The sequence below is a fragment of the Escherichia sp. KS167_9B genome, from assembly GCF_030295215.1.
Taxonomy (GTDB): Bacteria; Pseudomonadota; Gammaproteobacteria; order Enterobacterales; family Enterobacteriaceae; genus Escherichia; species Escherichia coli_F.
In genome coordinates, this window is record NZ_AP025754.1 from 4,198,005 (window position 1) to 4,211,216 (window position 13,212).

General features: G+C 49.2%; 13 protein-coding genes. 9 read left to right on the forward strand and 4 right to left on the reverse strand.

The annotated features are described in order from the left end of the window. Nucleotides 1–41: 41 nt before the first annotated feature. Nucleotides 42–1,511: a dipeptide/tripeptide permease DtpB gene (dtpB, locus tag QUE34_RS21105; RefSeq protein WP_032303979.1), complete on the forward strand. Its 1,470-nt coding sequence runs from the start codon at nucleotides 42–44 to the stop codon at nucleotides 1,509–1,511. Nucleotides 1,512–1,559: 48 nt separating this feature from the next. On the opposite strand, the gene rsmJ is transcribed toward dtpB, so the two are convergent. Both rsmJ and prlC read right to left on the reverse strand, forming a co-directional pair. Beyond that, a complete protein-coding gene (gene rsmJ, locus QUE34_RS21110; RefSeq protein WP_032303981.1) occupies nucleotides 1,560–2,312 on the reverse strand; it encodes a 16S rRNA (guanine(1516)-N(2))-methyltransferase RsmJ in 753 nt (250 codons plus the stop codon). A 7-nt stretch (nucleotides 2,313–2,319) separates the two neighbouring features. Then, on the reverse strand, nucleotides 2,320–4,362 hold the full coding sequence (prlC, locus tag QUE34_RS21115; RefSeq protein ID WP_001353599.1) for an oligopeptidase A: 2,043 nt from the start codon (nucleotides 4,360–4,362) through the stop codon (nucleotides 2,320–2,322). Nucleotides 4,363–4,564: 202 nt separating this feature from the next. Between prlC and rlmJ the strand changes: the two genes are divergently transcribed. Both rlmJ and gorA read left to right on the forward strand, forming a co-directional pair. Continuing rightward, complete coding sequence (gene rlmJ, locus QUE34_RS21120; RefSeq protein WP_032303982.1) at nucleotides 4,565–5,407, forward strand: 23S rRNA (adenine(2030)-N(6))-methyltransferase; 843 nt, start codon at nucleotides 4,565–4,567, stop codon at nucleotides 5,405–5,407. 71 nt (nucleotides 5,408–5,478) lie between these two features. Then, entirely contained in the window at nucleotides 5,479–6,831 is a 1,353-nt protein-coding gene (gene gorA / locus QUE34_RS21125) for a glutathione-disulfide reductase (RefSeq protein WP_032303983.1), read from the forward strand. A 53-nt stretch (nucleotides 6,832–6,884) separates the two neighbouring features. On the opposite strand, the gene dinQ is transcribed toward gorA, so the two are convergent. Continuing rightward, nucleotides 6,885–6,968 (reverse strand): damage-inducible type I toxin DinQ, encoded by an 84-nt coding sequence (dinQ, locus tag QUE34_RS21130; RefSeq protein WP_001295215.1) that lies wholly within the window; start codon nucleotides 6,966–6,968, stop codon nucleotides 6,885–6,887. A gap of 157 nt (nucleotides 6,969–7,125) precedes the next feature. Between dinQ and QUE34_RS21135 the strand changes: the two genes are divergently transcribed. The 4 genes from QUE34_RS21135 (at nucleotide 7,126) to arsC (ending at nucleotide 9,845) form a co-directional block, all read left to right on the forward strand. Then, entirely contained in the window at nucleotides 7,126–7,464 is a 339-nt protein-coding gene (locus QUE34_RS21135; protein WP_162754263.1) for a hypothetical protein, read from the forward strand. A gap of 245 nt (nucleotides 7,465–7,709) precedes the next feature. Beyond that, nucleotides 7,710–8,063, forward strand: a complete 354-nt coding sequence (gene arsR / locus QUE34_RS21140) for an As(III)-sensing metalloregulatory transcriptional repressor ArsR (protein ID WP_000008961.1) — start codon at nucleotides 7,710–7,712, stop codon at nucleotides 8,061–8,063. Between the two features lie 54 nt (nucleotides 8,064–8,117). Continuing rightward, on the forward strand, nucleotides 8,118–9,407 hold the full coding sequence (gene arsB, locus QUE34_RS21145) for an arsenite/antimonite:H(+) antiporter ArsB (protein ID WP_000922644.1): 1,290 nt from the start codon (nucleotides 8,118–8,120) through the stop codon (nucleotides 9,405–9,407). 12 nt (nucleotides 9,408–9,419) lie between these two features. After that, nucleotides 9,420–9,845, forward strand: a complete 426-nt coding sequence (arsC, locus tag QUE34_RS21150; RefSeq protein WP_032303984.1) for a glutaredoxin-dependent arsenate reductase — start codon at nucleotides 9,420–9,422, stop codon at nucleotides 9,843–9,845. Nucleotides 9,846–9,978: 133 nt separating this feature from the next. On the opposite strand, the gene QUE34_RS21155 is transcribed toward arsC, so the two are convergent. Beyond that, nucleotides 9,979–10,275, reverse strand: a complete 297-nt coding sequence (locus tag QUE34_RS21155; RefSeq protein WP_001175589.1) for an ArsR/SmtB family transcription factor — start codon at nucleotides 10,273–10,275, stop codon at nucleotides 9,979–9,981. Between the two features lie 107 nt (nucleotides 10,276–10,382). Between QUE34_RS21155 and QUE34_RS21160 the strand changes: the two genes are divergently transcribed. Both QUE34_RS21160 and QUE34_RS21165 read left to right on the forward strand, forming a co-directional pair. After that, complete coding sequence (locus QUE34_RS21160; protein ID WP_032304001.1) at nucleotides 10,383–11,384, forward strand: permease; 1,002 nt, start codon at nucleotides 10,383–10,385, stop codon at nucleotides 11,382–11,384. Nucleotides 11,385–11,964: 580 nt separating this feature from the next. Continuing rightward, nucleotides 11,965–13,188: a hypothetical protein gene (locus QUE34_RS21165; RefSeq protein ID WP_032303985.1), complete on the forward strand. Its 1,224-nt coding sequence runs from the start codon at nucleotides 11,965–11,967 to the stop codon at nucleotides 13,186–13,188. Nucleotides 13,189–13,212 lie beyond the last annotated feature (24 nt).

The following is a 13,212-nucleotide window of genomic DNA, read 5'->3' on the forward strand; positions in this document are numbered from 1 at the left end:
GCGTTCATACTTTTCAGGATGGTATTGGAAGGTTAATAAATATGAATACAACAACACCCATGGGGATGCTGCAGCAACCTCGCCCATTTTTCATGATCTTTTTTGTCGAGTTATGGGAGCGATTCGGCTACTACGGCGTGCAGGGCGTACTGGCGGTTTTCTTCGTTAAACAGCTTGGATTCTCGCAAGAGCAGGCTTTTGTCACTTTTGGTGCGTTTGCTGCGCTGGTCTATGGCCTCATTTCCATTGGCGGCTATGTCGGCGACCACCTGCTGGGGACCAAACGCACCATTGTTCTCGGAGCACTTGTGCTGGCGATTGGCTACTTCATGACCGGCATGTCGCTACTTAAGCCTGACCTGATTTTCATCGCCCTGGGCACTATCGCTGTCGGTAACGGCCTGTTTAAAGCTAACCCCGCCAGCTTGCTTTCGAAGTGCTATCCGCCGAAAGATCCACGGCTTGATGGCGCATTCACCCTATTCTATATGTCGATCAATATCGGCTCGTTGATAGCGTTATCGCTGGCCCCCGTGATCGCTGATAGATTCGGTTATTCTGTTACCTACAACCTGTGCGGTGCGGGGTTAATTATCGCGCTACTGGTTTACATCGCCTGTCGTGGAATGGTGAAAAACATTGGTTCTGAACCCGACTTCAAGCCGATGAGCTTCAGCAAACTGTTGTACGTATTACTTGGCAGCGTGGTGATGATCTTCGTCTGTGCATGGCTGATGCACAACGTAGAAGTCGCCAATCTGGTGCTGATTGTTCTCTCCATCGTCGTCACCATCATCTTCTTTCGTCAGGCATTCAAGCTGGATAAAACCGGGCGCAATAAAATGTTTGTTGCCTTTGTCCTGATGCTCGAAGCGGTGGTGTTTTACATTCTCTACGCCCAGATGCCAACGTCGCTGAACTTCTTTGCCATCAACAACGTGCATCATGAAATTCTCGGCTTTTCCATCAACCCGGTCAGCTTCCAGGCGCTTAACCCGTTCTGGGTGGTACTCGCCAGCCCAATACTGGCAGGTATCTACACGCATTTGGGTAACAAAGGCAAAGACCTCTCGATGCCGATGAAATTTACTCTCGGTATGTTTATGTGCTCGCTGGGCTTTTTGACGGCTGCAGCTGCGGGAATGTGGTTTGCTGATGCACAAGGGCTGACATCACCATGGTTTATCGTGCTGGTTTACTTATTCCAGAGTTTAGGTGAACTGTTTATTAGTGCCCTTGGCCTGGCGATGATTGCTGCCCTGGTGCCGCAGCATTTGATGGGCTTTATTCTCGGGATGTGGTTCCTGACGCAAGCTGCCGCGTTCTTGCTTGGCGGCTATGTGGCAACATTTACCGCAGTACCAGACAACATTACCGATCCGCTTGAGACGTTGCCCGTCTATACCAGCGTGTTTGGTAAAATTGGCCTGGTTACGCTGGGCGTTGCAGTAGTGATGCTGTTGATGGTGCCGTGGCTAAAACGCATGATTGAGACGCCGGAAAGCCATTAATTATTCTTGCAGAACACAGGGTAGCAATAACACTACCCTGCTTTACTTTCACACCGGCGTACCTGCATAAATATCAAAGCGATGCCCTTTGGTAACTACCGCGTTTGGCGTGGCGACATTCGCCAGCGGTGGCGCGTAGTCCGGGCGCTTTACCACCACGCGTTTGGTCGCCAGCAAGCGTGCAGGCTCCAGCAATCCATCAGCGTCGAGATCCGGCCCCACCAGCGACTGGAACACGCGCATCTCTTTTTTCACCAGCGCGCTTTTCTGCTTATGCGGGAACATCGGGTCGAGATAGACCACCTGCGGGCGTGGGGTAATATCAGTCAGCGCCGTCAGGCTGGAGGCGTGAATTAATTGCAAACGCTCCTGCAACCAGCCGCCGATTTCCGCATCCGCATAACCACGCGCCAGGCCGTCGTCGAGCAATGCAGCAACCACCGGATTACGCTCCAGCATCCGTACACGACAACCTACAGAAGCCAGCACAAAGGCATCGCGCCCCAGTCCTGCGGTGGCATCGACGACATCCGGCAAATAATCGCCTTTAATGCCCACCGCTTTCGCCACCGCCTCACCACGACCACCGCCGAATTTGCGACGATGCGCCATCGCTCCGCCAACAAAATCAACAAAGATGCCGCCAAGTTTTGGCTCATCACGCTTGCGCAATTCCAGATGTTCCGGCGTTAACACCAGCGCCATCAGGTTGTCTTCATCGTGCTCCAGCCCCCAGCGGGACGCCAGAACAGATAAGGCGCCGTCTCCGGCGCCTGTTTCATCAATTAAACAGATTTTCACTGAATGATCAGCCCTTAATGCCGTAATGCTCCAGCATCGCATCCAGTTGCGGTTCACGCCCACGGAAGCGTTTGAACAGATCCATCGGCTCTTCTGAACCGCCACGGCTCAGAATGTTGTCGAGGAACGACTGCCCGGTTTCTCGGTTGAAAATACCCTCTTCCTCAAAGCGTGAGAAGGCATCTGCCGCCAGTACGTCAGCCCACAGGTAGCTGTAGTAACCTGCCGCATAACCACCGGCGAAAATATGGCTGAAAGCGTGCGGGAAACGGCCCCATGACGGAGACGGTACCACGGCAACCAGCTTCTTGATTTCTGCCAGAGTTTCGAGGATTTTCGCCCCCTGATCCGGACGGAATTCTGCATGTAGACGGAAATCGAACAGGCCGAACTCCAGCTGACGCAGAATAAACAGCGCCGCCTGGTAGTTCTTCGCCGCCAGCATTTTATCCAGCAGTTCTTTCGGCAGCGGTTCGCCAGTCTCATAGTGACCGGAGATAAACGCCAGCGCCTCCGGCTCCCAGCACCAGTTTTCCATAAACTGGCTCGGCAGTTCGACCGCATCCCACGGTACCCCGCTGATCCCGGATACACCGGCGGTTTCAATGCGGGTCAGCATATGATGCAGGCCATGACCGAACTCGTGGAACAGCGTGATTACTTCGTCATGCGTAAACAGCGCCGGTTTACCATTCACCGGGCGGTTGAAGTTACATGTCAGGTAAGCGACCGGTTTTTGCAGCGAACCGTCGGCTTTACGCATCTGGCCTACGCAGTCATCCATCCACGCCCCGCCGCGCTTGTTCTCACGGGCATAGAGGTCGAGGTAGAAGCTGCCGCGCAGTTCGTTGTTCTCGTCATACAGTTCGAAGAAACGGACATCCGGATGCCAGACATCAACATCTTTGCGCTCTTTAGCGGTGATGCCGTAAATACGTTTCACCACTTCAAACAAGCCGTTAACCGCTTTGTTTTCCGGGAAGTACGGACGCAGCTGTTCGTCGCTGATGCTGTAGAGGTGCTGTTTCTGTTTTTCGCTGTAGTATGCGATATCCCACGGCTGCAACTCATCGACGCCAAATTCGGCTTTGGCGAAGGTGCGCAGCTGTGCCAGCTCTTTTTCACCCTGCGGACGGGCGCGTTTTGCCAGATCGGTTAAGAAATCAAGCACCTGCTGCGGGTTCTCCGCCATTTTGGTAGCCAGAGATTTAAAGGCGTAGTTTTCAAAGCCCAGCAGTTGCGCCAGTTCGTGACGCAGAGCGAGGATCTCTTCCATCACCTTGCTATTGTCCCACTTACCGGCGTTCGGGCCTTGATCGGAAGCGCGAGTGCTGTAAGCGCGATACATCTCTTCACGCAAGGCCTGGTTGTCGCAGTAGGTCATTACCGGCAAATAGCTTGGGATATCCAGCGTCAGCAAGTAGCCTTCCAGTTCTTTCGCTTCGGCCTGGGCTTTTGCCGCCGCCAGCGCGCTTTCTGGCATACCCGCCAGTTCCGCTTCGTCGGTAACGAGTTTGGTCCAGCCCATCGTCGCATCAAGGACGTTGTTGCTGTACTGGTTGCCCAGTTCGGAAAGACGGGTAGCAATTTCGCCGTAGCGTTGCTGTTTCTCTTTCGGCAGACCGATGCCAGAGAGTTCAAAATCACGCAGGGCGTTATCAACCGCTTTCTTCTGCGCCGTATTCAGCGTGGCGTAATGATCGCCATCGCGCAGATCGCGGTACGCTTTATACAGCCCTTCATGTTGCCCTACCCAGGTGCTGTATTCTGACAGCAGCGGCAGGGTTTGTTCGTAGGCTTCACGCAGTTCCGGGCTATTTTTCACCGAGTTCAGGTGGCTGACCGGGGAGAAGATACGCCCCAACACATCGTCCACTTCCGCCAGCGGCTGGCAGAGATTTTCCCAGGTGTACGGTGCCCCTTGCGCTACTACGCGCTCCACATTTTCACGGCAGTCATTCAATGCCTTCGTCACGGCTGGAACGACATGTTCCGGGAGAATTTTAGAAAACGGAGGCAATTCAAAGGGAGTCAGTAACGGATTCGTCATTAGCGCAGTCCTGGTTAAAGAGGTTAAGGAAGCGCTCAACAGGCGCTTTACATAATGTGTGTAGCATGGGGTTAAGTGTAGTGAATTTCAATGAGAAACGTTACGCTTTCGCGGCGACGGCCTCTTTTCGGTATACTGTCCTGATAGGCTTTTGTGCGCCCCGAATACGGGCCGATTTTTACTTACCGGAACACCTTTACCCATGCTCAGTTATCGCCACAGCTTTCACGCTGGCAACCACGCCGACGTTCTTAAACATACCGTTCAGAGCCTGATCATCGAGTCACTGAAAGAGAAAGATAAACCGTTTCTCTATCTGGATACCCACGCGGGTGCGGGGCGTTATCAGTTAGGCAGTGAACATGCCGAGCGTACCGGCGAATATCTCGAAGGTATCGCCCGTATCTGGCAGCAGGACGATCTGCCTGCGGAGCTGGAACCGTACATCAGCGTGGTGGAACATTTTAACCGTAGCGGGCAGTTACGTTACTACCCAGGTTCGCCGTTGATTGCTCGCCAGCTACTGCGCGAGCAGGACAGTCTGCAACTGACCGAGCTGCACCCGAGCGATTTCCCGTTGCTGCGTGCTGAATTTCAGAAAGACAGCCGTGCGCGCGTGGAAAAAGCCGACGGTTTCCAGCAGCTTAAAGCCAAGCTGCCGCCGGTTTCTCGCCGTGGTTTAATCCTTATCGACCCGCCGTATGAAATGAAAACCGACTATCAGGCGGTGGTCAGCGGCATTAACGAGGGGTATAAACGTTTTGCCACAGGCGTCTACGCGCTGTGGTATCCAGTGGTGCTGCGTCAGCAAATCAAGCGCATGATCCACGATCTGGAAGCGACCGGTATTCGCAAGATTATGCAAATTGAACTGGCGGTATTGCCAGACAGCGATCGCCGTGGCATGACCGCTTCCGGCATGATTGTGATTAACCCGCCGTGGAAGCTGGAACAGCAGATGAATAACGTGTTGCCGTGGTTGCATAGCAAACTGGTTCCGGCTGGCACCGGACATGCCACCGTAAGCTGGATCGTGCCAGAGTAATTGCAGCCATTGCTGGCACCTATTACGTCTCGCGCTACAATCGCGGTAATCAACGATAAGGACAATATGTCATGACTAAACACTATGATTACATCGCCATCGGCGGCGGCAGCGGCGGTATCGCCTCCATCAACCGCGCGGCTATGTACGGTCAGAAATGCGCGCTGATTGAAGCCAAAGAACTGGGCGGCACCTGCGTGAATGTTGGCTGCGTGCCGAAAAAAGTGATGTGGCACGCGGCGCAAATCCGTGAAGCGATCAACATGTACGGCCCGGATTATGGCTTTGATACCACCATCAATAAGTTCAACTGGGAAACGTTGATCGCCAGCCGTACCGCCTATATCGACCGTATTCATACCTCCTATGAAAACGTGCTCGGTAAAAATAACGTTGATGTAATCAAAGGCTTTGCCCGCTTCGTTGATGCCAAAACCATTGAAGTAAACGGCGAAACCATCACGGCCGATCATATCCTGATCGCCACCGGCGGTCGCCCGAGCCACCCGGATATTCCGGGCGTGGAATACGGTATTGATTCCGATGGCTTCTTCGCCCTTCCTGCTTTGCCAGAGCGTGTAGCGGTTGTTGGCGCGGGTTACATCGCCGTTGAACTGGCGGGTGTGATTAACGGCCTCGGCGCAAAGACGCATCTGTTTGTTCGTAAACATGCGCCGCTGCGCAGCTTCGACCCGATGATCTCTGAAACGCTGGTCGAAGTGATGAACGCCGAAGGTCCGCAGTTGCACACCAACGCCATCCCGAAAGCGGTCGTGAAAAATGCTGATGGCAGCCTGACGCTGGAGCTGGAAGATGGTCGCAGTGAAACGGTGGATTGCCTGATTTGGGCGATTGGTCGCGAACCTGCCAATGACAACATCAACCTGGAAGCCGCTGGCGTTAAAACTAACGAAAAAGGCTATATCGTCGTCGATAAATATCAAAATACCAACGTTGAAGGTATTTACGCGGTGGGCGATAACACGGGCGCAGTGGAACTGACACCGGTGGCAGTTGCAGCAGGCCGCCGCCTCTCTGAACGCCTGTTTAATAACAAGCCGGATGAGCATCTGGATTACAGCAACATTCCGACCGTGGTCTTCAGTCATCCGCCGATTGGTACTGTTGGTTTAACGGAACCGCAGGCGCGCGAGCAGTACGGCGACGATCAGGTGAAAGTGTATAAATCCTCTTTCACCGCGATGTATACCGCAGTCACCACGCACCGCCAGCCGTGCCGCATGAAACTGGTGTGCGTTGGACCGGAAGAGAAGATTGTCGGTATTCACGGCATTGGCTTTGGTATGGATGAAATGTTGCAGGGCTTCGCAGTGGCGCTGAAGATGGGCGCAACCAAAAAAGACTTCGACAATACCGTCGCCATTCACCCAACGGCGGCAGAAGAGTTCGTTACCATGCGTTAAATGTTAAAGGGCAAAGAGTGGTGTGCTCTTTGCCCTTAGTTACGTTTCCGCTATCAGTTCAGAAGCTGAAGCAGGAAGCGGATCAGTTCCAGCAGCGCAATTAACGCCCCAAGAACGATGATTGCTTTATCAATCACCCGTTTTCTCCATGCGATGGAGTGAGAATGCATCCGCTTACTCATCCACTGCCTGTCACGGCGCATGCCTCATTGTTAGATGTGGGCAATCTCACTCCGGCCAGAGCATCAGTTAACGGCACCACCCGTACCACTGATCAGGACTTTGAAAGCGTTTATGCGCATTGCCAGAGTGAAAATGCCTCAGAGCCAACTGGATAATCATACAGTACTTGCGGGTTATAAAACCAGCATGTCCTTGCAATGGTTTCAGTATGGTATTAGCATTGATGTGTTAGATGATGGCTATCTCACTCCAGCCAGAGCCACCAACTCTGGGCTGAAGAGTAAAAAAACCGACGCGAAGTCGGTTTTTTTACGTCCGGATTCGGACAAGGCTTGGTACGGCAGCGACCCGATGAAAGTATATCAATCCTCTTTCACCACCATGTATAGCAAACTGTCCCTTCGCCAGCTGAAGAAATCGCTAACGCTTGCAATGTTAGCCACTGGCTAATAGTATTGAACCGTTAGATGTGGGCATTCTCACTCCAGCCAGAGCCACCAACTCTGGCTGAAGAGTAAAAAACCGACGCAAAGTCGGTTTTTTTACATCCTGATTCAGACTTCCTTTCAAATGAACACCCAACGCTTAATTCACACCTATACCTTTCTCTACACTTACATATTCGTTAAGTCATATATGTTTTTGACTTATCCGCTTCGAAGAGAGACACTAAGTGCAACAATCAGGAGCGTAATATGTCATTTCTGTTACCCATCCAACTCTTCAAAATTCTTGCCGATGAAACCCGTCTGGGCATCGTTTTACTGCTCAGCGAACTGGGTGAGTTATGCGTCTGCGATCTCTGCACTGCCCTCGATCAGTCGCAGCCCAAGATCTCCCGCCATCTGGCATTACTGCGTGAAAGTGGGCTATTGCTGGACCGCAAGCAAGGAAAGTGGGTTCATTACCGTTTATCGCCGCATATTCCAGCATGGGCGGCGAAAATTATTGAGCAGGCCTGGCGATGCGAACAGGAAAAGGTTCAGGTGATTGTCCGTAACCTCGCCAGACAAAATTGTTCCGCAGACAGTAAGAATATTTGTAGTTAAAAAATTTATCTAAACACATATGAATATTCGAATGTGTTTTATCCAGGAGGCATGATGTTACTGGCGGGCGCTATCTTTGTCCTGACCATCGTATTGGTTATCTGGCAGCCGAAAGGTTTAGGCATCGGCTGGAGTGCGACACTGGGCGCCGTACTGGCGTTAGTTACTGGCGTGGTCCATCCGGGCGATATTCCGGTGGTGTGGAATATCGTCTGGAACGCGACGGCTGCGTTTATAGCCGTCATTATCATCAGCTTGCTGCTGGATGAGTCCGGCTTTTTTGAATGGGCGGCGCTGCACGTCTCACGCTGGGGCAATGGGCGCGGTCGCTTGCTGTTTACCTGGATTGTCCTGCTCGGTGCTACCGTTGCGGCCCTGTTTGCCAATGATGGCGCGGCGCTTATTTTGACGCCGATTGTCATCGCCATGCTGCTGGCTTTAGGGTTCAGCAAAGGCACTACGCTGGCGTTTGTTATGGCGGCCGGATTCATTGCCGATACCGCCAGCCTGCCGCTTATTGTCTCCAATCTGGTGAATATCGTTTCGGCAGATTTCTTTAGCCTCGGCTTTCGCGAATACGCCTCGGTGATGGTGCCGGTGGATATCGCTGCAATACTGGCTACCCTGGTGATGTTGCATCTCTATTTCCGCAAAGATATTCCGCAGAACTACGACATGGCGCTGCTTAAATCTCCCGTAGAAGCGGTTAAAGATCCTGCCACCTTCAAAACTGGCTGGGTTGTTTTACTGCTTCTGCTGGTGGGATTTTTCGTCCTGGAACCGCTCGGCATTCCGGTAAGCGCCATTGCGGCAGTAGGCGCGCTGATATTATTTGCCGTCGCTAAACGCGGTCATGCGATTAATACGGGTAAAGTGCTGCGCGGTGCCCCCTGGCAGATTGTCATCTTCTCGCTCGGCATGTATCTGGTGGTTTACGGCCTGCGCAATGCCGGACTAACGGAATATCTTTCTGGCGTACTCAACGTGCTGGCGGATCACGGCCTGTGGGCGGCGACGCTCGGCACCGGATTCCTCACCGCCTTCCTCTCTTCTATTATGAACAATATGCCGACGGTACTGGTTGGCGCGTTGTCCATTGATGGCAGCACGGCATCTGGTGTCATCAAAGAAGCGATGGTCTATGCCAACGTGATTGGCTGTGATTTGGGACCGAAAATTACCCCAATTGGTAGCCTGGCAACGCTGCTCTGGCTGCACGTACTTTCGCAGAAGAATATGACTATCAGCTGGGGATATTACTTCCGTACAGGGATTATCATGACCCTGCCGGTGCTGTTTGTGACGCTTACCGCGCTGGCGCTTCGTCTCTCTTTCACATCGTAATGAGATACTGATATGAGCAACATTACTATTTATCACAACCCGGCCTGCGGCACGTCGCGTAATACGCTGGAGATGATTCGCAACAGCGGTACAGAACCGACCATTATCTATTATCTGGAAACACCGCCAACGCGCGATGAACTGGTCAAGCTCATTGCCGATATGGGGATTTCCGTTCGTGCGCTGTTGCGTAAAAACGTTGAGCCGTATGAGGAACTGGGCCTTGCAGAAGATAAATTTACTGACGATCAGTTAATCGACTTTATGCTTCAGCACCCGATTCTGATTAATCGCCCGATTGTAGTGACGTCGCTGGGAACTCGCCTGTGCCGCCCTTCAGAAGTCGTGCTGGAAATTCTGCCAGATGCGCAACAAGGCGCGTTCACCAAGGAAGATGGCGAGAAAGTGGTTGATGAAGCGGGTAAGCGCCTGAAATAAAGCGGCGATATCCACTGCCGATAGTTGGTAAAGTGCGCTTCGTTTATGTCGGATGCGACGCTAACGCGTCTTATCCGACCTACAAAACCGTGCAAATTCAATATATGGCATGAAATCTGTAGAGCGTAGCGTATCAGGCAATTTTGCTATTTACGCAGCACTCCTCGCGTAAGAATTCAATTATCGCTTCCAGCATTGCGTATTGCGAAACACACATCAGCGTTCGACTCTCACGGTTTTGTTTGACCAGTCCTACCGATACCAGTGCTGAAATATGGTGACTGAGTGTAGAGCCGGGTATCCCAAGCTGCTTTTGCAACTCACCGACCGGCAAACCTTGTTCCCCCGCTTTGACCAGATGCTTAAATATGAACAAACGGGTCGGATGACCTAACTCTTTCAGTGCCTTAGCGACCTCTTCCAATTGCATGTGTCACCCCCTCTGTCTGGTTGATATTTCGATAATACCAGAAATATCTTGATCTGAACTTCATTTCGATTATTCTGGAAATATAGTTTTATTCAATGAGGTTACTTATGAGTAGTTGGCTTGCGATGCTGCAAGATGCCGCAGAGATGTTTGTGTTTCTCGCCGTCGAGCTTTCTTTGCTGTTTATGGTGATTAGTGCCGGTGTCAGCCTGATAAGACAAAAGGTGCCAGACCATAAAATCCAGCAGATGATGGGGGCCAGAAAAGGGAGAGGCTATCTCCTGGCTGCTCTGTTGGGAGCCGTTACCCCGTTCTGTAGTTGCTCGACAATACCCATGCTACGTGGATTGTTGTCAGCGAAAGCCGGGTTTGGTCCGACTCTCACTTTTTTATTTGTTTCACCGTTACTTAATCCCATTATCGTCGGGTTAATGTGGGTGACCTTTGGTTGGAAAGTTACCTTGTTGTACGCGATTATCGCCGCCGGCGTCTCCGTACTTGCCAGTATTATCCTGGATTCTCTGAGATTTGAACGTCATATCATTGCCAGTAAAAGCTCATCAGCAAATTGTTGCTCTCCAGCCAAAACTTCGCCGGGGACGACATATACGCCAATAAAAGTGAGTTGCTGTAGTCCAGCGGCTAAAGCCATTGAGAAACCGGTAGTAAACTGTTGCAGTACCAAAGCTGTGGTAAGTATTAATCCCATAAAACTAGCCACCAAAGATGCGTTGCAACAGTTTAAAGATGTACTGCCATATCTTTTGTTAGGGGTATTAATAGGCTCTTTTATTTATGGCTTTATTCCCTCAGCGTGGATTGCCGCTCATGCAGGGGCAGATAATCCCTTCGCCATCCCATTGAGCGCCGTTGTCGGAATCCCGCTGTATATCCGGGCAGAGGCGGTTATCCCTCTGGCATCTGTTCTGATGACAAAAGGAATGGGTCTGGGAGCATTAATGGCATTAATCATCGGCAGTGCCGGCGCAAGTCTGACGGAAGTGATATTACTTAAATCAATGTTCAGAATACCGATGATAGTTGCATTCCTGACGGTTATCTTAGGTATGGCTATCTTGATGGGCTATTTGACTCAAATGCTATTTTAAATAGATGCCAGCAGTAAACTATAAGGAGCATTGTGAGTGCCTTATCCTTCTGAGTAGAAAATCATAGATAGGATAATCCTTAAAAATCACAAATAACTTAACTAATGCTTTGAGAATGATGACGGATCCGTCAGTAAGTCATCAATCGACAATCACCACGCAATCATGCTTCTCTGACATTTTATCGGAGAAGCAATGCCTCTTTGTCTCAGTGCTATCCCCCCTTTTAAAGGGCAGATTTCAGTCGCCAATACAACACATTTTTAAATACACTTTAACCTGGTTCATTATTACACATCTAAAACATCACAAAAATATCACTTCACACACTATCGGAGAACATCATAACTTTTTAAAATGAGCGCTTTTTGATAGTTGTTAATGTTTTCCTTTACGATACTATCACTGCCCTTTTTTTATACACAAATATTACCGGGTGGAAATGAAAGGGAAGTTAAAGGTAATTATATCAGGAAGATATGACGCATTGTGTTTATTTCCGCGTAGAAGAAAATCCATTCCTGTTCTAATTCTCCGATTTGCAAAAATTTAGCGAAATAGATGAACAATAAGGAATGTTATGTCAATTGACTTTACCCCAGGTATGATAAATACATATCACGGCGATATTTATAACCGCACAACAGATACCGACAATGTTAAAACACCAAACACACCGATGTGGCCTTGTGATAATCAGGAAGAACAGCAACCCATTAATTTTTCATTGTCTGAAGAAGGATATAACGCTGAACAATTTGATTTAGCGCAACAACAACTCCAACAAATTAATGCGTGCCACACGAACACCACATATACAAATGCAGACTACTCAAAAGTTGTGGCTCAACTTGTAAAACTTATTAATAACATTGAAACGATAAGTTCGACACCACTTACGCAACAGACACAATCAATACTTAATCAGATTAATAACATTAGATACGAAAAGAATAAAAACTCTGAATCTAAAATCATTGTTGTCTTTAATCCTAAGCCCAATAAGCCAATCATAACTAAAATTCTCGTAGAAGAGGGAATACCAGTAAGATTCAGTGTCCAAACCGTTTCTTCCGAAAATAAAAATTTTTCTGGGCAACGAACTGATCTACCAACTGATATAAAAGATATTCAACGCTTGTACCAAAAAATGACAAGGTTGTATATTGAGCACAGTAAAAATGAAAACAGGATGAAAGTCTTTGCTGGAACCAACTTTATTGATTTCAATATGACAGGACAGGACCTGTCCGGGTTCGTTCTAACCTTGTCAAGGTTTTATTTCGAAGATCTACTTAATGTAAACTTCACTGACGCAAATTTATTTGATACTATTTTTTCACATAAGGAAAACCCTATCACAAAATTACATAAAGATGAACAATATGTTGACAAACAAATCAATGGTTTATTTTCAACATTATTAACCATTAATGACAACTCTTTAAGAGCAAAAGCGGAAATTGCTTCGACAATAATAGAATTATTAGAAACCAGGGTAAATAATCTTTCATACAACAACATAATAAAATATCAGAAAGAATTCCAAAAAGAATGTTACAAGCAAGTTAAATATTTTACAACACCCTCTCGATACAATAGAATTAAAAAATGGGCACAAATGTCTGAATATCAATTCGAAATATTTCAACACGATACGTTTCATCCTAAAAAAATGTCATACGCACCTTATTTAAAGAGATCGCTACCTGATGAAAAAACTATAAATTATGGGGTGGAAATAGAAATACCAACTGGCAAAAGAATTCGCTTATCAAATCATTACCAGAATATAATCCCATAATATTGAACATTAGCGCTTTATAAG